16 protein-coding genes and 1 pseudogene are annotated in these 20,035 nt (G+C 74.3%); 10 read left to right on the forward strand and 7 right to left on the reverse strand.

The features are described 5' to 3' along the window. Window positions 1-161: 161 nt before the first annotated feature. Together aceE and ACFRQN_RS02005 are read left to right on the forward strand one after the other, a co-directional pair. Complete coding sequence (aceE, locus tag ACFRQN_RS02000) at window positions 162-2,888, forward strand: pyruvate dehydrogenase (acetyl-transferring), homodimeric type (RefSeq protein WP_380737523.1); 2,727 nt, start codon at window positions 162-164, stop codon at window positions 2,886-2,888. 189 nt (window positions 2,889-3,077) lie between these two features. Further along, window positions 3,078-3,863: an enoyl-CoA hydratase gene (locus ACFRQN_RS02005; RefSeq protein WP_380737525.1), complete on the forward strand. Its 786-nt coding sequence runs from the start codon at window positions 3,078-3,080 to the stop codon at window positions 3,861-3,863. A gap of 113 nt (window positions 3,864-3,976) precedes the next feature. Here the strand turns inward: ACFRQN_RS02005 and ACFRQN_RS02010 are convergent, their stop codons facing one another. After that, window positions 3,977-5,914 (reverse strand): NAD-binding protein, encoded by a 1,938-nt coding sequence (locus ACFRQN_RS02010; protein WP_380737527.1) that lies wholly within the window; start codon window positions 5,912-5,914, stop codon window positions 3,977-3,979. Between the two features lie 173 nt (window positions 5,915-6,087). On the opposite strand from ACFRQN_RS02010, the gene ACFRQN_RS02015 reads away from it, so the two are divergent. Next, the gene (locus ACFRQN_RS02015) at window positions 6,088-6,687 is read left to right on the forward strand and encodes an HdeD family acid-resistance protein (protein ID WP_049652737.1); all 600 of its coding nucleotides are present in this window, start codon (window positions 6,088-6,090) and stop codon (window positions 6,685-6,687) included. 122 nt (window positions 6,688-6,809) lie between these two features. Here ACFRQN_RS02015 and ACFRQN_RS02020 read toward each other — a convergent pair whose 3' ends face one another. From ACFRQN_RS02020 to ACFRQN_RS02030, 3 genes are read right to left on the reverse strand one after another with little or no spacing between them, the layout of a single operon-like run. Next, a complete protein-coding gene (locus ACFRQN_RS02020) occupies window positions 6,810-7,445 on the reverse strand; it encodes a DUF6461 domain-containing protein (RefSeq protein ID WP_380737529.1) in 636 nt (211 codons plus the stop codon). Window positions 7,446-7,491: 46 nt separating this feature from the next. Further along, window positions 7,492-8,967 (reverse strand): CoA transferase, encoded by a 1,476-nt coding sequence (locus ACFRQN_RS02025; protein ID WP_079272430.1) that lies wholly within the window; start codon window positions 8,965-8,967, stop codon window positions 7,492-7,494. Window positions 8,968-8,989: 22 nt separating this feature from the next. Continuing rightward, a complete protein-coding gene (locus ACFRQN_RS02030) occupies window positions 8,990-9,619 on the reverse strand; it encodes a LysE family translocator (RefSeq protein ID WP_074004196.1) in 630 nt (209 codons plus the stop codon). A gap of 228 nt (window positions 9,620-9,847) precedes the next feature. Here ACFRQN_RS02030 and ACFRQN_RS02035 point away from each other — a divergent pair, with 228 nt between their 5' ends. Next, complete coding sequence (locus tag ACFRQN_RS02035) at window positions 9,848-10,306, forward strand: Lrp/AsnC family transcriptional regulator (protein WP_049652743.1); 459 nt, start codon at window positions 9,848-9,850, stop codon at window positions 10,304-10,306. Between the two features lie 58 nt (window positions 10,307-10,364). Next, a complete protein-coding gene (locus tag ACFRQN_RS02040) occupies window positions 10,365-11,072 on the forward strand; it encodes an N-acyl homoserine lactonase family protein (protein WP_117490810.1) in 708 nt (235 codons plus the stop codon). 172 nt (window positions 11,073-11,244) lie between these two features. Here the strand turns inward: ACFRQN_RS02040 and ACFRQN_RS02045 are convergent, their stop codons facing one another. After that, complete coding sequence (locus tag ACFRQN_RS02045) at window positions 11,245-12,474, reverse strand: cytochrome P450 (protein ID WP_380737543.1); 1,230 nt, start codon at window positions 12,472-12,474, stop codon at window positions 11,245-11,247. A 776-nt stretch (window positions 12,475-13,250) separates the two neighbouring features. Between ACFRQN_RS02045 and ACFRQN_RS02050 the strand changes: the two genes are divergently transcribed. Further along, window positions 13,251-14,183, forward strand: a complete 933-nt coding sequence (locus ACFRQN_RS02050) for a hypothetical protein (protein ID WP_380737531.1) — start codon at window positions 13,251-13,253, stop codon at window positions 14,181-14,183. 327 nt (window positions 14,184-14,510) lie between these two features. On the opposite strand, the gene ACFRQN_RS02055 is transcribed toward ACFRQN_RS02050, so the two are convergent. Further along, window positions 14,511-14,777: a zf-HC2 domain-containing protein gene (locus ACFRQN_RS02055; protein WP_380737533.1), complete on the reverse strand. Its 267-nt coding sequence runs from the start codon at window positions 14,775-14,777 to the stop codon at window positions 14,511-14,513. A gap of 16 nt (window positions 14,778-14,793) precedes the next feature. Here ACFRQN_RS02055 and ACFRQN_RS02060 point away from each other — a divergent pair, with 16 nt between their 5' ends. From ACFRQN_RS02060 to ACFRQN_RS02075, 4 genes are all read left to right on the forward strand, one after another. Then, window positions 14,794-15,396, forward strand: a complete 603-nt coding sequence (locus ACFRQN_RS02060) for a sigma-70 family RNA polymerase sigma factor (protein ID WP_074004192.1) — start codon at window positions 14,794-14,796, stop codon at window positions 15,394-15,396. A gap of 266 nt (window positions 15,397-15,662) precedes the next feature. After that, window positions 15,663-17,036, forward strand: a complete 1,374-nt coding sequence (locus ACFRQN_RS02065) for an MFS transporter (protein ID WP_380737535.1) — start codon at window positions 15,663-15,665, stop codon at window positions 17,034-17,036. A gap of 93 nt (window positions 17,037-17,129) precedes the next feature. Then, entirely contained in the window at window positions 17,130-18,461 is a 1,332-nt protein-coding gene (locus tag ACFRQN_RS02070) for a cytochrome P450 (RefSeq protein ID WP_380737537.1), read from the forward strand. A gap of 94 nt (window positions 18,462-18,555) precedes the next feature. Continuing rightward, window positions 18,556-19,545, forward strand: a complete 990-nt coding sequence (locus ACFRQN_RS02075) for an L-tyrosine/L-tryptophan isonitrile synthase family protein (RefSeq protein WP_380737539.1) — start codon at window positions 18,556-18,558, stop codon at window positions 19,543-19,545. A gap of 55 nt (window positions 19,546-19,600) precedes the next feature. Here the strand turns inward: ACFRQN_RS02075 and ACFRQN_RS02080 are convergent. Next, window positions 19,601-20,035 (reverse strand): annotated as a pseudogene (locus ACFRQN_RS02080) (IS5 family transposase); the annotation flags it as partial.

The raw sequence follows: 20,035 nt of genomic DNA on the forward strand, positions 1-20,035 counted from the left end.
AGTTCGCATAGAGATGATCGATCATCTCTCAAACTACCCACCAGTAACGGTTGACGGGCCGCCCGATCACTCTCTACCGTCCAAATAGTTCCATGGAGAGAAATGCTATTCCGCATCCTGGAATAAGCACCCTGAAGCGCACCGGTAAAGGGGAACCACCCGTGTCCCAGCTCGACCAGCTTCCCGACCACGACCCCGAGGAGATCGCGGAGTGGCGCGCGTCCCTCGACGCCGCCCGCGACTTCGGCGGACCGAACCGCGCCGCCCACCTGCTGCGCCGCCTCGTCGAGCACGCCGAGCTGCAGCGGCTCGACGTCCCTCCGCTGCTGGACACCCCGTACGTCAACACCATCCCCACCGCCGCCGAACCGGAGTTCCCCGGCGACGAGGAGATGGAGCGCCGGATCACCGCCTGGAACCGCTGGAACGCCGCCGCCATGGTGACCAGGGGCAACCACCGCGGCGGCCTGGGCGGGCACATGGCCACCTACGCCTCCGCCGCCTGGCTGTACGAGGTCGGCTTCCAGCACTTCTTCCGCGGCAAGGAGGCCGACGGCTCCGGCGACCAGCTGTACGTGCAGGGCCACGCCGCCCCCGGCGTCTACGCCCGCGCGTTCCTGGAGGGCCGGGTCTCCGAGGCCCAGCTGGACCGCTTCCGCCAGGAGGCCGGCGGCGACGGCCTGCCCTCCTACCCGCACCCGCGCCGACTGCCCTGGTTCTGGGAGTTCCCGACCGTCTCGATGGGCCTCGGGCCGCTCTCCGCGATCCACCAGGCCCGGTTCAACCGCTACCTGACCGCGCGCGGTATCAAGGACACCTCCGGCTCGCACGTGTGGGCCTTCCTCGGCGACGGAGAGATGGACGAGCCCGAGTCCACCGCCGCGCTCGCGCTGGCCGCCCGGGAGGGCCTGGACAACCTCACCTTCGTCGTCAACTGCAACCTGCAGCGCCTGGACGGGCCGGTGCGCGGCAACGGCAAGATCGTGCAGGAGCTGGAACGCCGCTTCCGCGCGGCCGGCTGGAACGTGGTCAAGTCGCTGTGGGGCGAGGCCTGGGACGAGCTGCTGGCCCGCGACACCACGGGCGCACTGGTCCGCCGGCTCGGCGAGGTGCCGGACGGACAGTTCCAGACCTACGCCGCCTCGGACGCCGGGTACGTCCGCGAGCACCTCTTCCACAGCTCGCCCGAACTGCGGGCGCTCGCCGACACCGTGGACGACCGGCGGCTGATCGAGACGGTCGCCACCTCCCGGGGCGGCCACGAGCCGCGCAAGGTGTACGCGGCCTACCGCGCGGCGCTGGAACACCGGGGCGCGCCCACCGTGGTGCTGGTGCAGACCGTCAAGGGCTGGACGCTCGGCCCCGGCTTCGAGTCCCGCAACGCCAACCACCAGATGAAGAAGCTCTCCGGAGCCGAGTTCCGGGCCATGCGCGACCTGCTCGAACTCCCCATTCCGGACGCCGCGTTGAACGACCCGCTGCCCCCGTACGCGCACCCCGGCCCGGACTCGCCGGAGGCCCGCTACCTGCGCGAGCGCCGCGCCGCACTGGGCGGGCCGGCGCCCGCCCGCCGGGTGCGCTTCACCCCGCTGCCGGCCCCGCCCGCGAAGCCCTTCGAGACGCTGTTCAAGGGCTCCGGCAACCAGGAGATCGCCACCACCATGGCCTTCGTCCGGCTGGTCAAGGACCTGCTGCGGGACAAGGCGACCGGCCACCGCTGGGTGCCGATCGTCCCGGACGAGGCGCGCACCTTCGGCATGGAGTCGCTCTTCCCGACCGCCGGGATCTACTCCCCGCTCGGGCAGACCTACGACCCGGTCGACCGCGACCAGCTGCTCCACTACAAGGAGTCGACGACCGGCCAGATCCTCAACGAGGGCATCACCGAAGCCGGTTCAATGGCCTCGCTGACCGCCGCCGCGACCTCGTACGCGACCCACGGCGAGCCGGTCGTCCCGTTCTACATCTTCTACTCGATGTTCGGCTGGCAGCGCACCGCCGACCAGATGTGGGCGATGGCCGACCAGTTGGGCCGCGGCTTCCTGGTCGGCGCCACCGCCGGCCGCACCACCATGACCGGCGAGGGCCTCCAACACGCCGACGGCCACTCCCAGTTGATCGCCTCCACCAACCCGGCCGCGCTCTCCTACGACCCGGCGTTCGGCTACGAGGTGGCCGTGATCGTCCGCGAGGGCCTGCGCCGGATGTACGGCGGCAGCGAGCAACACCCCCACGGCGAGGACGTGTTCTACTACCTCACCGTCTACAACGAGCCGCTGGTGCAGCCCGCGCTCCCGGACGGCGAGGAGGTCGTGGACGGCATCCTGCGCGGCCTCTACCGCTACCGCACGGCGGACGCCGCCGCGTCGTCCGCCACCCCGGCCGTCGACCTGCCCGCCGACCCGCCGCGGCTCCAACTGCTCGCCTCCGGCACCGCCGTGCAGTGGGCCCTGACGGCGCAGCGGCTGCTCGGCGAGGAGTGGGGCGTGGCGGCCGACGTCTGGTCCGCACCCTCCTGGACGGAGCTGCGCCGCGAGGCGCTGGACTGCGACGCGGCCAACCTGGCGCAGGCCGCGGCCGGTACCGGCGCGGCGGCCCGCGTCCCGTACGTGACCAGGGCGCTGGCCGGAGCGCCCGGGCCGGTGCTGGCGGTCAGCGACTGGATGCGCGCGGTGCCGGACCAGATCCGCCCGTGGGTGGAGCAGGACTGGACCTCGCTGGGCACCGACGGCTTCGGCCTCTCGGACAGCCGGGCGGCGGCGCGGCGGCACTTCGGGGTGGACGCCGAGTCGGTGACGGTCGCGGCGCTGGCCGCGCTGGCCCGCCGGGGCGAGGTGAAGGCGGAGACCGTACGGCAGGCGGCGGAGCGCTACGGCGTCCGCTTCTGACCGGCCCGGCGTCCGTCCGGCCGGCACTCCGTCCCGCCGCCTCCGTCCGACCGCCCCGCCGCCGCCTCCGTCCCCTGGTGACCGGCGTCTCGCATACCAAGACTGGCGCGAGGCGGGGCGCGTCGTAGATCGTTGGGTGGTCAGGGCGCTCCCACGGGCGCCGAGCAGCGGAAATGGGAGTCGACGGCGATGACCGAGACCGAGACCTACGAGACGATCCTGGTCGAGCGCAAGGGCCGGGTGGGGCTGATCACGCTCAACCGGCCCAAGGCGCTCAACGCGCTGAACACCCAGCTGATGAACGAGGTGGTCGCCGCCGCGACCGCCTTCGACCGGGACCCGGAGGTCGGCTGTCTGGTGATCACCGGCTCGGAGAAGGCCTTCGCGGCCGGCGCCGACATCAAGGAGATGCAGGGCAACCGGTTCCCGGACGTCTACCTGGACGACTGGCTGGGCCCGTGGGACCGGCTCGGCGCCCTGCGCAAGCCGGTGATCGCGGCGGTCGCCGGGTTCGCGCTGGGCGGCGGCTGCGAGTTGGCCATGCTGTGCGACGTCCTGCTGGCGGCGGACACCGCGAAGTTTGGGCAGCCGGAGATCAAGCTCGGCGTGATCCCGGGCATCGGCGGCTCGCAGCGGCTGACCCGGGCGGTCGGCAAGGCGAAGGCCATGGAGCTGTGCCTGACCGGTCGGATGATGGGCGCCGAGGAGGCCGAGCGGGCCGGGCTGGTCTCCCGGATCGTCCCCGCCGACCAGCTGCTGTCCGAGGCGCTGGCCACCGCCGAGACGATCGCGGCGATGTCCGCCCCGGCCGCGATCATGATGAAGGAGAGCGTCAACCGCGCCTTCGAGACGACGCTCGCCGAGGGCGTCCGCTTCGAGCGCCGGCTCTTCCACGCGGCCTTCGCCACGGCGGACCAGAAGGAGGGCATGACGGCCTTCGCCGAGAAGCGCCCGCCGGAGTTCCAGAACCGCTGACGGCCGAGGACGGCTGACAACTGACGGCCGACGGATAACAGCTGACAGATTTCAGATTTCAGATGTTGAAATCTGAAATCTGTCAGCTGAACCCTGTCCGAGGACAGCCCCGCTCAGCCCTGCTCCTCCACCGCCACCGTGTTCAGCCGGGCGAGCCCGCTGCGGGTGGCGGCGACCACGATCTGGTCGCCCGGGGCCAGCCGCCGGGTGCGGTCGGGGAAGTTCCACTGCAGCTGTCCGCCGTGGGCGAAGCGCACCGCGATCACCCGGACGCCGCCCGGGTCCTCCAGGTCGTGCCGGTTCAGCCCGATCAGCCCGCTGCCGTCCTCCACCGTCAGCTCGGCGATCAGCAGCACGTGCCGGAGCACCGACAGCGTCCCGCGCACCTCGCGCCCCATCAGCGCCGCCGCGAAGGCGGGCGCGGCCAGGTAGGACACCGACCGGGAGGCCGCGTTGTCCAGCGTCTTGTAGAAGTGACTCGCGAAGTCGTCCTCGAACAGCCGCACCACCACCCGGACCTCGGGATTCCCGTGGCGCGCCTCCAGGGCCGCCTCCAGGTTGGTGGCGTCGTCCCCGCTGACCGCGACCAGCGCCCTGCTGTGCTTCAGCCGGGCCCGGCGCAGCTGCTGTTCGAACGGGCCGTCGCCCATCACCACCGGGATCCCCAGTGCCCGTACGGCGGCGATGCCGCGCGCCTGCGGGTCCCGCTCCATGCAGACCACCGGCACGCCCATGGTGTGCAGCTGGGTCGCGACCCGGGTGCCGACGTTGCCGAGGCCGACGACGATCACGTGGTCCCGGGTGCCCGCCCCGGGGTTGCGCGGCTGCCCGCGCCGCCCGGAGCCCAGCACCTCGACCGCGATCGCGGTGGCGACCGGCGCGAAGGTGATCCCGCAGATGGTGATCACCACCTGCGCGACCCGCTGCCAGAACCCGCCGGTGCCCGCCCCCGTCCCGGCGGCGACGTCGGAGAGCTGGTCCGGCTGGGCGGCGCCGGCCAGGTCGAGCAGCGCGATGTAGACGGTCCAGCCGAAGTTCCGGTTGAGGTACCAGAGCACGCCGAAGGCCAGCAGCACCGCCGCGAGGGCGGTGAGCAGCACCAGGCGCATCCGGGCGCTGGTGAAGAAGCGCATGGTGTCGAGCAGCCGCCAGCGCAGCCGTCTCATCCAGTCGATCGGTTCCCGGGGCTCGATCCGCAGCACCTGGAGCGCCGCCCGGCCGCCCGGCTCCCCCTCCCGGGCGGGGCCGGGCGAAGGCACCGGACCAGCCGCCGGCACCGGACCGGCCGCCGACATCAGCCCGGCCGGCGGCGTCGGCTCGGCCGAAGGCTCCGGGTCGGCCGCCGGCGCTGGTTCGGCCGACGGCGCCGGTTCGGGCCGTACGCCACCGGGGCGGATCGGCCCCTGGTCGCCGAACTCGGCGGCGAGCCGGACGAATTCGGCCGAGTCACCCTGCTGCTCGGGCAGCAGCCGGATCCTGCCGAGGTCCTGCCGGTCGATCTGGTCGGCGACCACGCAGATCCGGTCGGAGGTGATGTCGTCGTCGAACGCGATGTGCAGGTAACGCCCTTCGATCTCCACCGAGTTGGGCCGCCCGAGCGCCGCGGAGGCGAAGGCCGGGGCGGCGGTGGCGGAGCCGGAGAGCGCGGCACCGTTCCTGAGCAGCCGTTCGATGTTCTCGCCGAGCCGCTGGTTGAACATCCGGAACACGATGCGGATGTCCGGGTTGTGGTTCTGCGCGCTGAGCGCGGCGTGGATGTTCTCCTGGTCGCTCCCCTCGACCAGGGCGAGGCCGCGCGCGGTGCCGATGGACACCGCGCGCAGCGCCTCCTCGGTGACGCTGGTGTACTCCACGACCGCCGCCACGCCGGAGAGTTGCTCGATCTGCGGCGCGTGGTCGCGGGTCCGGTCGGCGACCAGGACGACGACCGGCACCTCGTAGTGCTCGACGAGTTCCAGGACCAGTCGGTGTGCCAGCGCGTTGCCCCCGCAGACGATGTAGTGCTGGCTGATCGGCTCGACCGGAGGGGTCCCCCACCCTTCAGAAGTCATACCGACGGATGGTATCGACGGCAAGTGTCCGGAGGGTGACGTTCCGGCGACCGCGGCGAATCCCCCGAACGGCCGTATCCGACGCGCGGTCCGACCGTGGCGCGGACAGGCTGGGGTTCGTTCCCTGCCCGTCAGCCGGCCGCCCCGGCGTCAGCCCCGAGGAGTACGCCACCGTGGCCCCTCCGATCATCACCCCCGACGGCACCCCGGTCCAGGGTCCGCTCGGACTGCTCGCCAAGGCCGCCTGGCAGGTCCTGCTGGTCGCCGGACTCGCCTCGCTCGCCCTCGGGATCGTGGTCTTCGCCTGGCCCCGGGAGACGCTCCTGGTGGTGGGCGTGCTGTTCGGCCTCTACCTGCTGGTGATCGGCATCGTGCAGCTGATCGCCGCGTTCGGCACCCACTCCACCACCGCGCTGCGGGTGCTGGCCTTCATCAGCGGCGCGATCTGCGTGCTGCTGGGACTGCTCTGCTTCCGCAGTGCGGTGCAGTCGCTGCTGCTGCTCGCGCTCTGGATCGGGATCGGCTGGCTGTTCCGCGGCATCACCCAGCTCGCCGCCGCGATCTCCGACCCGATGATGCCCGCCCGGGGCTGGCAGGCCTTCGCGGGCGTGGCCAACACCCTGGCCGGTGTGCTGCTGATGGTGTGGCCGGTCGGGTCGATCACCGCGCTGGCCGTACTGTCCGGGTGCTGGCTGGTGATCCTGGGCCTGGTCGAGATCGTGACGGCGCTCCAGGTCCGCAGCCGGGCCAAGCAGATCCCGTCCGGGGTCTGACAACAGCCGTCCTATAACACCGAGGCCGCGTCCCGCCGGGGCGCGGCCTCAGCGCTGGGCGGAGTGGCTCACGGACGCGGAGCGGCTCACGGGCCCGGAACGGCTCACGGGCACGGAGCGGCTCACGGACGCGGCGCGTAGCCGATCCGGAAGGTCGCGGCCTCCAGCCGTTCCGGGTCGAGCCGGACGTCGGTCAGCCGCTCGGCGAGCGCGAACGCGGCCTCGCCGCACAGGTCGTACGCCTCCGTCTCCAGCTCGAAGCCGCAGGCGGTCAGCAGCTCGGGGATGCCGGGCGCCTCGGCGTCCGTGCCGTCCCGCTGGTCGGGGAAGAGCGGCTCGAAGTGCAGCCGCTGGATGCCGTGCTCCCACCAGTGGAAGTGGTCGGCCCCCAGGGCGTTGCGGTAGTGCGAGACCAGCCGGGTGCCCTCGGCGAGCCGGAGGATCTCCGCGTCCAGGGTGCCGAGGTAGCCGAAGGGCTCCACCGCGAGTGCCCAGCCGTCGAGTTCGGTGACGGCGACGAGCAGTCGGTCCTCGGCGGGGTCGAACAGCTCCCTGGCCTCGGCGTCGGCCCCGTTCGTGTAGGAGCTCCAGCGGGCCACCACCTCCTCCAGCCCGGCGGCACCCGTCCCCGGCAGGGCGTTGAAGCGGCGCAGCAGTTCACCGGCCGCGAGCCCCTGTACCTGGGTGAGGCAGCAGGCCTCACCCAGGAAGGGGTAGCGCCGGGTGAACCAGGTGTAGTCCGTGGCGTGTGCGGTCATGACGGCGATGCTGCCAGACGCCTCGGACAGCGTCCGCCCGAGGCCGTCAGAGCCAGACCGGCTCGTCCGTTCCCCAACGCCCCGGCGGGCGCGACCAGTCGGCGGGCGCCCCCTCGTACCCGATCGGCGGCAGGGCGTGGCGCAGCCGCCCGTACGGGGAGTCGACCTCGGCCAGCCGGCGGGCGGGGTCGTAGGGCTCGGACGGGCCTCCCCGCGGCGTCTCCGGTTCGATGCCGTGCAGCAGCCAGGAGGCCGTGCCGGCGAGGGAGAAGCGCAGGTGGCGGCCGCCGGGGCGGCGGGTGCGCTGGTCGGTGAGGGAGCGCAGCACGGCGGCGGCGACGAGGTAGCCGGTGCCGTGGTCGAGGGCCTGGGCGGGCAGCACGCCGGGGCGGCCGCCGGTGGCGGATCCGGTCTCGGGGGCGGCCTCGTGGGCGGCGATGCCGACACCCGCCTGGACCAGGCTGTCGAAGCCGCGCCGCCCGGCCCAGGGGCCGGTCCAGCCCCAGGCGCAGAGCTGGGCGAGGATCAGGTCCGGGCGACGGGCGAACAGCGCGTCGGGGCCGAGGCCGTGGGCGTCGAGGGAGCCGGGGCGGTACGCGGAGACGACGACGTCGGCGGTGGCGAGCAGGCCGTCGAAGACGGCGCGGTCGGCGGGCTCGGCGAGGTCGAGGCGGGTGGAGCGCTTGCCGAAGCCGGTGTCGGCGTGGGCGTCGTCGGCCTCGGGCAGCCGGGGCGAGTCGACCCGCAGGACGTCGGCGCCGAGCAGGGCGAGGGTACGGGTGGCCACCGGTCCGGCGATCACCCGGCTGAGGTCGAGGACCCGGATCCCGGCGGCGGGCCGGTCCACCGGGGCCTGGCCGAGCGGGCGGACCGGCGCGGTTCCGGCGGCGGCGCCGACCTCCAGGTGCTCCACGAGGGGGTGCACGACGCTGCTCACCGGCACGACGGCCACCGCGAGCGCTCCCGCCGCGTACGCACGCTCCTGGATCCGCTCGGCCGGCAGCCTGCCGAGCACCTCGGCGAGCTGCTCGGGCCCGGCGTCCGCGGCGAGGCCGAGGGCGGAGAGCAGCCGGGTCCGGTGGTGCGGGTAGTTGGCGTGGGTGCGCACCCAGCCGTCGGCGGTACGCCAGAAGCCGGAGTGCGGGGCGAAGTTGACGGGCGCGCGGCCGTCGACCGTCAGGTGCCGCTCACTGACGAAGGCGGTGGCGACGGCCCCCTGGTCCACCCGGACGGCGGGGACGGACGCGGCCAGGGGCGCCGAGCCTCCGGCGCGGTGGGACGCGAGCTCGGCGGCGGCCAGTGAACAGACCGCCACGGTGGCCCGGGCGAGCCGGCGCACCGGCAGCCCGGAGGGCAGGACGTCCTCCGGGCCGTGGAAGGTCACCCGCTCCAGCAACTCGGGCGGTCCGCCGAGAGCCGCCCAGGCGTGGGCGGTCGGGCGGTCGACGGCTCCGGCGGCTGCCGCCGTTCCGGTGGTTCCAGTGGCCGCGGTGGTTCCTTCTGGCAACGGGCGCTCGGTCATGCCCGGCATTGTGCTCCCGTTCTCAGGCGCTCGCTGTGACGCCCGCCACCAGCATCAACAGCACCGCCGAGACCATGGTCATCCGGCGGGCCGCCTGCGGGGTGCCGCCGAACCGACCGCCGAGCCGCCCGCTGGCGTACGCGACCAGCCCGTACACCACCGCGCAGGCCAGCACGTTGAGCGAGCCGAGCGCGAGCACCTGGCCGCCGACCGGCAGGGCGGCGTCCGGGTCGACGAACTGCGGCACCAGGGACAGGTAGAGCAGCAGCCCCTTGGGGTTGAGCAGCGCGGTCAGCATGCTCTGGCGCAGCACCGTCGCGGTGGGCTGCGGCTTGGGCGCGGCGAGGGCGGCGGCGCCCCCGCTCTTGCGCAGCGCCAGCAGCATCATGACGGCCAGCACCAGCAGGTACGCGGCACCGGTGAGGCGCAGCACGGGCAGGGCGGCCGGGACGGCGCGCAGCGCGGCGGCCAGTCCGGCGCTGGAGAGCAGCGTGTGGACGGCGTACCCGGCGCAGACCCCGCCGACCGCGATCAGCGCGGCACGGCGTCCCTGGCCGAGGCCGCGGGCGGCGATGTAGAGCCAGTCGGGGCCCGGGGTACAGACCAGCAGGAGGTCGACTCCGAGGAAGAGGAGGAGGGCGTGGGTGTCCATGGGCGTGGGCGTGGCCTGTCGTGCTCGTCGCGGTGTGGGCCCGGCGGATCGGCCGGGGGTCGTTCCGGCGGGTCGGCCGGAGGTTGTTCCAGCGGCCTGCCGGGGTGCCCCGGGGATCTGCCGGAGTGACCCGGCAGCGGGTTCGGTCACTGAAGGTAGCCGGATCGGGCTGGCACGCGATGGCGACTTCGTGCTGGTCGGAGCGGCGTTTTGGCAGAATGTTGCGCCATGGACCGAATCGACCGCAGAATCCTCCGCGAGCTCCAGCAGGACGGGCGCCTGACCAACGCCGAGCTGGCCTCCCGGGTGGACCTCACCCCGTCCCCCTGCCTGCGCCGGGTGCGTCAACTGGAGCAGGACGGTGTGATCCGCGGCTACCGGGCGGTGCTGGACGGCGCGGCGGTCGGACGCGGGTTCCAGCCCTTCGTGACGATCACCATGCGTCACGAGGACCAGGTGACGGTCGCCGAGTTCGAGCGCCGGGTGGCCGAGCTGCCGGAGGTGGTGGAGGCCCACCGGCTGTTCGGCGAGCCCGACTACCTGCTGCGGATCGCGGTGGCCGACATCGCCGCGTACGAACGCTTCATCACCGACGTGCTCTCCGGCCTGCCGGGCATCGCGCAGGTCAACTCGCACCTGACGATGAAGCAGGTGAAGGCCGACCGGGGGCTGCCGGTCGGCGGGTAGGGTGCGAACGGGGGGCCCGCGCGGCCGCCCGTACGGGGGCAGAGCGACGCACTGCGACATGGGGGCTGAATTGCACGTGATCCGCCGTCTCGACCTGGGGTACTTCGTCCGACCGGCCACCGAAGTGGGCGGCCCGGAGCCGCGCGTGGAACCGGTGCTCGCGTACCTGGTCCGGCGTCCGGAGGGGCTGCTGCTGTTCGACACCGGGATCGGTGGCGGCGAACCGGAGACCGAGGCGCACTACCGCCCGGTCCGCCGCCCGCTGCCGGAGGCGCTCGCGGCGGCCGGGGTCGCCGTCGCCGACATCGACCTGGTGGTCAACTGCCACCTCCACTTCGACCACTGCGGCGGCAACCCGCTGTTCGCCGGCACGCCCGTCCTGGTCCAGGCCGAGGAGCTGGCCACCGCCCGGCGCGGCGGGTACACCATCGACGCGCTGGTCGACTTCCCCGGCGCCGAGTACCGCGAACTCGACGGCGAGGCCGAGGTCTGGCCGGGCGTCCGGGTGCTGCCCACCCCCGGCCACACCGGGGGCCACCAGTCGCTGCTGGTGGACCGCCCGGGCGGCGGGCCGGTCCTGCTGGCCGGGCAGGCCTACGACTTCGCCTCCGAGTACGGGCAGGCGGTGCTCGCCCGGCGGGCGGTGCGCGAGGGCGTGGCCCCGCCGCTGCCCGGGTACCGGACCTGGCTCGACCGGGTGGCCGAGCACGGGCCGCACCGGGTGCTGTTCGCGCACGACAACGCGGTCTGGGAGCCGGCCGAGTAGCCGCCGGAGCCCCGGCTGTCCGGAGGGGACCGGTCGCTCAGGAGGCCCGGAGCGTCCGGGGCGGCCTGGACCTCCGGGGCGCCCAGGGTGGCCGGGGCAGCCGGGGCGCTCAGGGTGGCCGGGGCGCTCAGGGTGGCCGGGGCGCTCAGGGTGGCCGGGGCGCTCAGGAGGCTCAGAAGGTGAAGCGCAGCGAGCGGACCCGGTGGTCGAAGCTGGACGGGACGAGCTGCGGCTCGCCGACCGACCGCGCCTCGGGAAGGCGGGTGAACAGCTCGCGGAACAGCGTCGTCATCTCCTGCCGGGCCAGGTGCGCGCCGAGGCAGTAGTGCGGACCGCCGCCGCCGAAGCCGAGGTGGGCGTTGGGCGTGCGGGTGATGTCGAAGACGTCGGGGTCGGGGAAGACCTCCTCGTCGCGGTTGGCCGAGCCGTAGAACAGCGCGACCTTCTCCCCCGCGCGCAGCAGCGGGCCGCCGGAGCCGCCCAGCTCGTGGTCGACGGCGAGGGTCCGGTTGAACTGGATGATCGGCGTGGCGTGGCGGACCATCTCGTCCACCGCGCCGCCGAGCCGTCCGTCGAGGTCCTCGAGCAGCAGGGCGCGCTGCTCGGGGTGGACGGTCAGCAGGTGCAGGCCGTGGGCCAGCGCGTTGCGGGTGGTCTCGACCCCGGCGACCAGCAGCAGGCTGAAGAAGGCGCCCAGCTCGCGTCCGGTGAGCCGGCGGCCGTCCACGTCGGCGGTGACCAGCGCGGAGATCAGGTCCTCCTCCGGCCGGCGACGGCGACGGCGGCCGATCCCGGCGACGATGCCCTGCATCCGGGCGAGCGCCCGCAGCCCGCGCCCCGGCACCCGCAGCCGGCGGCGCAGCGGCCGGGCCACACCGATGTCCTCGGAGGTGCGGTTGACCAGGTCGAGGATGGTGCGGCGCGGCCGCTCCGGGATGCCCATCATGGTGCAGATCACCTGGAACGGGAGTTCGGCGGCGACCGCGGTCACGAAGTCCCCCGGCCGCTCCCGCTCGATCCGGTCGACCAGCTCGGTGCTGATCCGCCGGACGTCCTCCTCGACCCGGTCGAGCAGCCGCGGGGTGAACGCCCGCGAGACGATCCGGCGCAGCTGGGCGTGGCGGGGGTCGTCCAGGTTGACCATCGAGTCGCCGAACAGCAGCCGGACCCAGCGGGCCGGGACGGGGGTGGTCACACCGGGGCCGCTCAGGAACACGGCGGGGGTGCGGCTGGCCTCGACCACGTCGGCGTGACGGACCAGGGCGTGGAAGCCGCGACCGGTGGCGCGGTCGCCGAAGAACACCGGACCGGGGCGGCGGCGCAGCTCGGCGAAGGCGGCGGCGCGGTCGGGGGCGGGAAGCTGCCAGAAGCCGGGGTCCGCGAGGTCGACGGACGCGGGCAGGGCGGCGGGCTCGGTCGGCTTCGCGGGCTCGGCCGGGGTGGCGGCCTCGGCCGACTCCGCTGCTTCAGCCGGGGTGGCGGGGTCGGCCTCGTCGGCGGGCTCGGTGGATCCGGGTGGGTCGGCCTGCTCTGCGGCCTCGGCCGGTTCAGCGGCTCCGGCCGCGTCCGCCGCTTCGGTCGGCTCTTCGGCTTCAGCCCGCTCCGCGGCTTCGGCCGGTCCGGCAGCGTCGGCCGACTCGGCGGATTCGGCCGGGGCGGCAGCTTCCTCAGCCTTGGCCGACTCCTCTGCTTCAGCCGGCTCGACGGCTTCGGCCGGTTCGACAGCTCCGGCCTGCTCGACAGCTCCGGCCGGGGCGGCGGCTTCGGCCTGCTCGCCGGGTTCCTCGGCTTCGACTTCAACCACGGCCGTCGCCTGTTTCCGGCCTGTCGCCTGCTGCGGGACGGTCGGCTCCGTGGGGGCAGCGGACTTGGCATTGTCGGCAATGGGCGCCGAGGTATCCGTCGGGGTCTCCAAGGCCGGACCTCCCTGCTTCTGAACAGCGTCGTCCCGATACGCACCGTACGGGGTGGTGCACATTAAGTGAGCAATGGGGTACGTGCTGTCAAACCGCCCCGATGGTCCTACGAGCCGTTGTTCGGTTCGTCGCGTCGGGTCGGCGGGCCGAACGGGGTGGCGATCCGGCGGGCTCCGGGGGCCGGCGGCCGGGCATGGTCTCACGGCACAGAACCGGCCATGACCGGAGGGTGCGCTACGGGCCGGGCAGGGCGGGTGCGACGATGAGTGCCATCGTGATGACCGACCGGATCCGCCTGCTGCGCGCCGTGGTCTTCGCCGCGCTGTGCGTGGCGATGGCCGCCACCGCGCACGTCGCCATGGCCGGATCCGGAGTCTCTCCGACGGTACTGGCCGGCGGGTTCGGGGCGGTCCTCGGGCTGACCTGGCTGCTCGCCGGGAAGCGGCGCGGACTCGGGGTGATCAGCCTCTGGATGGTCGTGGCGCAGACCGCGCTGCACCAGTTGTTCGAACAGGCCGCGGCGTTCTCCCGAGGGGGCGGCGGCCTCGGCCGGCTCGCCACCACGGACTGGGCCGCCCTCCTGCTGTGCAACCCCGACCGGGCACCCGGCGGGCTCTCCCCGGTCGAACTGGCGCGGATGGCGGGCATCGACCCGGACGTCCCGCCGACCACCAGCAGTCTGCGGCCGACGGCCGGGACGCACCACGGGGGCTCGGGCGCGACCGCCGTGGACGCGGGCCTGCCCGGGATGACCGGGATGCCCGACGGACCGCACATGATGCCCGACGGCGCGTTGCACGGCGGCGGGTCGTACGGCGGCGGGTCGTACGGCACGGCGCAGGACCTGGTGAGCGCACCGGCGCAAGGACCGGCGCACGACATGGCGCACGGGATGTCCCACGGCATGTCACCGGGAATGGCCGCCGCCCACGTGCTCGCCGCGCTGGCGTGCGCGCTCCTGCTCTGGCGCGGCGACGCGGCGCTGGTCCGGCTCTTCGAGCTGCTCGGTGCGCTCGGCGCGGTGGTCGCGGGCGCGCTCCTGCTCCCGCTGCTGGCGCTGTTCGCGCGCCCCTTCGGCTACCGGGCCCCGGCACCGCCCCGCCCGGCCGACGACCGGGCCCGGCCGCCCCGGTCGGTGCTGCTGACGCATGCCGTGGTCCGGCGCGGGCCGCCGGCGTTCGCCCTCGCCTGCTGACGCGCCCGCCGCTGCTCCTCCCCGCCCGGCCACCTCCGGCCACCGGGACCCCGCGACGGGCAGGTCGCCCTGCCGTACGGCCGCGCCCCGCGCCGTCGTGCCGTCAGGGTGCGGGCCCGCGTCCGCCGCCGCGCCTCCCCAGGGCCGGCGTGCCGCGCGGCTGCCCATGGACGCCGACGGTGCCGCCCTGCGCGGTGCCGCTCCCCGCCTTCCCCTCGGGACCTTCCCATGCCTGACTTCGACGGCGCACCGGCTCCGGCCGGCGCCACCGTCCCGCCGTTCCCGCTCCCCCGGACGCGCCCGCCCCGCCGGGCACGCCCACCGCGCCTAGCGCTCGACGGACCGCGGTCCGTCCGGAGCACGGCCTTCGGGGCCGCCCTCGCCCAGCCGGGCCAGCAGCCGGGCCGACCACTCGGGCGAGGGCCCGTCGGTGGCGCCCGCCCGCACCCGGCCGTGCAGCTGCTCGGCCCTGGCCAGCCACTCCTGGCAGCCGGCGCAGCGCGCGACGTGCTTGTCCAGCCGTACCTCCGGCAGACCGCTCGGTTCGCCGTCGAGCCGGGCGGACAGAGCGGTACGGAACTGCGCGCATCTCATACGACCATCGTCCCGCATGGCCGTGTCGCCGGGACCGGCCGGGCAGGGGGCCGCCGTGGATGACGAGCAGCTCACCGCACTGGCGCTGACCGCCCGCTCCGGACGGGCGGCCGACGTCGAGGCCTTCGTCCGGGCGACCCAGCGGGACGTCTGGCGCTTCGTCGCCCACCTGACCGACGTGCAGTCCGCCGACGACCTCGCCCAGGAGACCTTCCTGCGCGCACTGCGCGGCCTGCCCGCGTTCGCGGGGCGCTCCTCCGCCCGCACCTGGCTGCTGTCGATCGCCCGACGGACGGTGATCGACCGGTACCGGATGGCCGCCGCCCGGCCGCGCTGCGCGGCCCTGCCGGACTGGCAGGAGGCGGCGGAGCGGCAGGGCGGCGCACCGACGGCCGGGTTCGAGGACGGCGTCGCGCTCGGCGACCTGCTCGACCGGGTGCCCGCCCAGCGGCGCGAGGCCTTCGTGCTGACGCAGGTGGTCGGCCTGAGCTACGCCGAGGCGGCCGAGGTCGCCGGTTGCCCCGTCGGGACCGTCCGCTCCCGGGTCGCCCGGGCGCGGGAGGAGCTGGTGGCACGCCTGCGCGCCGCCGAGGCCGGGGAACTCGCGACCGCCTGCTGAGCGGCGGGCGGGCGGCGGGCAGCGGGCAGCGGCGGACAACTGACAGCGAACAGATAACAGATTTCGAAATCTGTTATCTGTTCGCTGAAAGCTGTCGTCTGTCAGCTGTCCGTTGTCCGTTGTCCGTTGCCAGCCGTCGACTGCCGGCTGCCGAGAAGAAATCCCCCAAGTGTTCGGAACCGGAGCCCCCTCGCCACCGACTGCTGTACCGGACCCCGCCGCCGAGGCGGCGTCCGGTCCAGCAGTACGGGAGACGGAGGGACTTCATGACGGCGCAACCAACCCCGACCGCCTCATCTCTGACGGAGCGTCAGCAACCACCGGCGGACCGCTGGAGCCTGGTCGTCACCGCCGGACTGCTGTCCTTCGTCGCCATGCTCGACATGAACGTGGTCAACCTCGCGCTCACCGACATCTCGGCCGGCCTGCACGTCTCCCCCGGGGTCGCCCAGTGGGCCGTCCTCGGGTACCAACTCCCGCTCGTCGCCCTGCTGTTGCCCGCCGGTCGCTGGCTGGACCAGGTCGGCACCCGCTCGGCCCTGCTGCTCGCGGTCGGCTGCTTCGCCCTGTGCAGCGTGCTGGCCGCCTGCGCCCCCTGGGCCGGTTGGCTGATCGCGGCCCGGCTGTTCCAGGGCGCCTTCGGGGCCGTGCTCTTCGTCCTGATGCCGGTACTCGCCGCGACCTCCGTCCGGCCCGAGCTGCGCGGCCGGGCGATGAGCGTGCCCGCGACGCTTGGTCCGCTCGGCGCCGTCACCGGGCCGGTGATCGGCGGTCTGCTGCTGGACCACCTGGGCTGGCGGGCGATCTTCCTGGTGAAGCTGCCGGTCTGCCTGGCCGCCGTGCTGATCGTGCGGCGCCACGCCCCGCGCCGAGGCGGACTGCGGCCGCCCGACCGGTCCTCGCTCGGCGACGCCGCGCTGATCGGCGCCGCCGTGGCCGCCGTCCTGCTCGGGCTCACCCTGGCCCCGAAGTCCGCACTGTGGCTGCTGCTCGTCCTGCCCGCCGTTCCGCTGGTGCTGCTCTGGCTGCGCCGCCCGGGCGGCCGACCGGTGGCCGAGGTGCTGCGGGCCGCCGGGACCGCCGGGGTCAACGCCTCCGTGCTGGCGCTCGCCGCCGGCTTCGCGGCCTGCCACTACCTGCTCGCCCAGCACCTGCGCGGCCCTCGGGGCGAGAGCGCCACGGCCACCGCGCTCACCATGCTGGCGTTCCCGCTCGGCATGGTGCTGGCCGGCCGGGTCGGCGGCCGGCTGGCCGACCGCTGGGGCGCCCGCCCGACCGCGCTCACCGGCGCCGCCGTCACCACCCTCGGCCTGGCCCTGCTCGTCCCGCTGGACACCGGCTGGTCCGCCCCCGAGATCGCCGCGCGGCTCGCCCTCGCCGGTGCCGGGATGGGCCTCAACGGCGGCCCCACCCAGGCCCTGGTGATGTCCGCCTCCCCACCCGGGAAGCTCGCCACCGCCGGCTCCGCCGTCCAACTCGCCCGCAGCCTCGGCTTCGCGCTCGGCCCGGCCCTCGCGACCGCCACCGCCCTGGCCGGGGCCCGCGACACCACCGGGCCCCGGGCCGGAATCGCCCTGGCCGCCCTCGTCGCGGCCACCGCCGTCGCGCTGCTCGCCCTGCACCGCCGCCCCAGGCCCTGACCGCCCCACCCCGCACTGCACCGCACCGCGCCGCGCCGCACCCGCCCGAGCGCACCCCACCACCACCCCCTCCCCACCGAAGGACCGCTTCAGATGACCGACACGATCCCCGACCCGGCCGCCACCGACGACGCCCCGCGCTGCCCGTACGGGTACGACCGGCTGCCCTCCCCCGTCCCGCTGTACGGTCCGGAGTACAAGCGCGACCCGTACCCGCTCTACCAGCGGATGCGCGAGGCCGGGCCGGTGCACCGGGTGGAGTTCCCCAGCGGCATCCACGCCTGGCTGGTCACCGGCTACCGGGCCGCCCACGCGGCCCTCAACGACCCCCGCCTCGGGAAGAACCACAGCCTCGGCAACGACAACTGGCGCCGGCTCGCGTCGATCATGCCCGAGCCCCAGCACTCGCAGCTCCAGGTCCACCTGCTCCACCAGGACCCGCCCAAGCACACCTCGATGCGCCGGCTCGTGCTCGACGCCTTCGCCCCGCGCCGGGTGGAGTCGCTGCGCCCCCGGTTCCAGGAGCTGGCCGATGCCCTGGTGGACGAGCTGCCGGAGTCCGGCGGCGCGGACCTGGTGGCCGGCTTCGCGGCCCACTACCCCTTCCGGGTGCTCGCCGAAGTCATCGGCCTTCCGCCCGAGTTGGCGGACCGCTTCGACCGGGACTGGGGCAAGGTGGTTCAGCCGGTCGGCCCGCAGGACCCCGGCCGCCCGGCGTACGAGGCCCGGCTGCGCGGCCTCCAGACGTACATCGCCGACGTCGTCGCCCGTAAGCGCGCCGACTGCCGGGAGCCCGGTTGGGCGGCGCAGGAGGACCTGCTGGGCCGGCTCGTCGCCGCCCATGACGCGGGCGAGTTGAGCCGCGCGGAGCTGGACTCGATGGTGTTCCAGCTGCTGGTCGCCGGGCAGGAGCCGGTCACCAACCAGATCACCACCATGCTGGTCACCCTGCTGCGCCATCCCGAGCAGCTCGCCCGGCTGCGCGAGGGCGTCGACGAGCCCGGCCAGCTCGCCCGGGCGGTGGAGGAACTGCTGCGCCACGACGCCGCGTTCGAGCTCACCACCTGGCGGTTCTTCGCCGAGGACAGCGACCTGTTCGGCACCACCGTCCCGGCCGGCGACTCGGTGATCGTCTCGCTCTGCGCCGCCAACCGCGACGACGCGCAGTTCCCCGAGCCCGACCGCCTCGACCTCGACCGCACGCCCAACGCCCACCTGGCCTTCGGCCACGGCATCCACTACTGCCCCGGCGCCGCGCTGGCCCGGGCCGAACTCCAGGTCGCCCTCGCCACCCTGCTCACCCGGCTGCCCGGGCTGCGTCCGGCCGAGGCGCCCGGCGACGGCCTGGCGGACCTGGCCTGGGTCCCCGCCGTCCTGGCCCGCGGGGTGAACCGGCTGCCGGTCGCCTACGACCACCGCCGCTGACCCCCGGGCGCACCGCGCCCCGGCTCCGACCGTCCGGCTCCGACCGCCCGGAGCCCGAAACCCGTACCGCACCGCCTTTCGTGGAGGACCCACCATGCCGCCCGTCGGCACCGCCCCTGCCGTCATCACCCCCGACGCCCTCACCACTGCCACCAGCGCCCCCGACACCGGCACCACCGCCGCCGCCCTCGCCGCCCGCGTCCTCGGCCTGCTGCTGCCGCACCGCCGCGCCGCGGACCCGGAGTTCGACGCCCGCCCGGAGCACTTCCCGCTCCAGCTGGCGCAGTTGGCGGACTTCATCGCCGCCGGCGAACCGATCGTCCTGACCCTGCCCGGCTTCCCCTGCAAGTCGCCGAACCCCGCGAAGGTGCTCGGCCACCTGCCCGACGAGGGCGAACGGCTGTCGCTGACCTTCCTCGACGGCCTGTGCGCCGAGATCGGCCGCCTGCACGCACCCGGTGCGCGCATCCTGATCTGCTCGGACGGGCACATCTTCGGCGACCTGATCAACGTCCCGGACGACCACATAGACGCCTACTCGGACGCCCTGACCGCCATGATCGCCCGCGAGGGCCTGGCCCACCTCGACACCTTCGACCTGCGGGCCGTCCTCGGCGACCTCCGGTACGACGAGAAGCGCGCCCGGGTGCACGCCCGGTACGCGCCGAGCGTCGAGGAGCTGCGCGAACAGGTGCTGACCGAGGAGGAGACCCTGCGGCTCTACCGGGGCATCACCCGCTTCCTCACCGAGGACACCGTCGGCTTCACCGGCACCCGCTCCGCCCTCCAGCGGGAGTGCCGCCGCCGCGCCTACGGCGTAATCCAGCGCAGCCGTGCCTGGGGCGAGTTGATCGCCGAACACCACCCGCGCGCCGTCCGGCTCTCCATCCACCCGCAGCCGGCCGGGGCGTCCAAGTTCGGCATCCGGCTGCTGGCGGCGGCCGACTCCTGGACCACCCCCTGGCACTCCTCCGTGCTCCACCGCGCCGACGGCCGGCGGGAGTTGCTGCGCAGCGACGAGGCCGCCCGGCTCGGCCGACTGGTCCTGCGGGACGGCCGGCCGAGCCACTACGAGTCCCGCTAGGCCGCGGTCCCGTACGGGAAGGGACGGAACACCTAGGGCCTGTGTGAGGTTGCGATCAGTCGGCGTCTCGCAGGAGGTCGTCGACCCAGATCATCGAGGCGCGGAGGTGGAGGCCGGCGAGGTAGCTTTCGGGCTTCTTGTCGCAGCGGGTGGCGATGCCTCGCCAGGCCTTCAGCCTGTTGATCAGGCGCTCGACGGTGTTGCGCTCCTTGTAGAGATCCGCGTCGTGGCCGACCGGCCGGCCACCCCTGCTGCCCTTCCTCTTCCTGCTGGCGGCCTGGTCCCTCTTCTCCGGGATGACCGCCTTGATCCGGCGTTTACGCAGGTAGGCGCGGTTGCCGCGGGACGAGTACGCCCTGTCCGCGGCGACCCGCGCCGGGCCGCGTGCGAGGACAGCCAACGGGCAGACGGACCCGCACCTTCTCCAGCACGGGGACGAACTGCGGGCTGTCACCGGCCTGCCCCGCGGTCAGCACGAGTGCCAGGGGAC

This window comes from Kitasatospora sp. NPDC056800, from assembly GCF_042789775.1.
Lineage (GTDB): Bacteria > Actinomycetota > Actinomycetes > Streptomycetales > Streptomycetaceae > Kitasatospora.

Bases quoted from the DNA above. Each gene is read 5' to 3' on its own strand.
- ACFRQN_RS02005 (WP_380737525.1), top strand. From the start codon at position 3,078: ATGACCGAGACCGAGACCTACGAGACGATCCTGGTCGAGCGCAAGGGC.
- ACFRQN_RS02010 (WP_380737527.1), bottom strand. From the start codon at position 5,914: ATGACTTCTGAAGGGTGGGGGACCCCTCCGGTCGAGCCGATCAGCCAG.
- ACFRQN_RS02020 (WP_380737529.1), bottom strand. From the start codon at position 7,445: ATGACCGCACACGCCACGGACTACACCTGGTTCACCCGGCGCTACCCC.
- ACFRQN_RS02025 (WP_079272430.1), bottom strand. From the start codon at position 8,967: ATGACCGAGCGCCCGTTGCCAGAAGGAACCACCGCGGCCACTGGAACC.
- ACFRQN_RS02030 (WP_074004196.1), bottom strand. From the start codon at position 9,619: ATGGACACCCACGCCCTCCTCCTCTTCCTCGGAGTCGACCTCCTGCTG.
- ACFRQN_RS02035 (WP_049652743.1), top strand. From the start codon at position 9,848: ATGGACCGAATCGACCGCAGAATCCTCCGCGAGCTCCAGCAGGACGGG.
- ACFRQN_RS02040 (WP_117490810.1), top strand. From the start codon at position 10,365: ATGGGGGCTGAATTGCACGTGATCCGCCGTCTCGACCTGGGGTACTTC.
- ACFRQN_RS02050 (WP_380737531.1), top strand. From the start codon at position 13,251: ATGAGTGCCATCGTGATGACCGACCGGATCCGCCTGCTGCGCGCCGTG.
- ACFRQN_RS02055 (WP_380737533.1), bottom strand. From the start codon at position 14,777: ATGAGATGCGCGCAGTTCCGTACCGCTCTGTCCGCCCGGCTCGACGGC.
- ACFRQN_RS02060 (WP_074004192.1), top strand. From the start codon at position 14,794: ATGGCCGTGTCGCCGGGACCGGCCGGGCAGGGGGCCGCCGTGGATGAC.
- ACFRQN_RS02065 (WP_380737535.1), top strand. From the start codon at position 15,663: ATGACGGCGCAACCAACCCCGACCGCCTCATCTCTGACGGAGCGTCAG.
- ACFRQN_RS02070 (WP_380737537.1), top strand. From the start codon at position 17,130: ATGACCGACACGATCCCCGACCCGGCCGCCACCGACGACGCCCCGCGC.
- ACFRQN_RS02075 (WP_380737539.1), top strand. From the start codon at position 18,556: ATGCCGCCCGTCGGCACCGCCCCTGCCGTCATCACCCCCGACGCCCTC.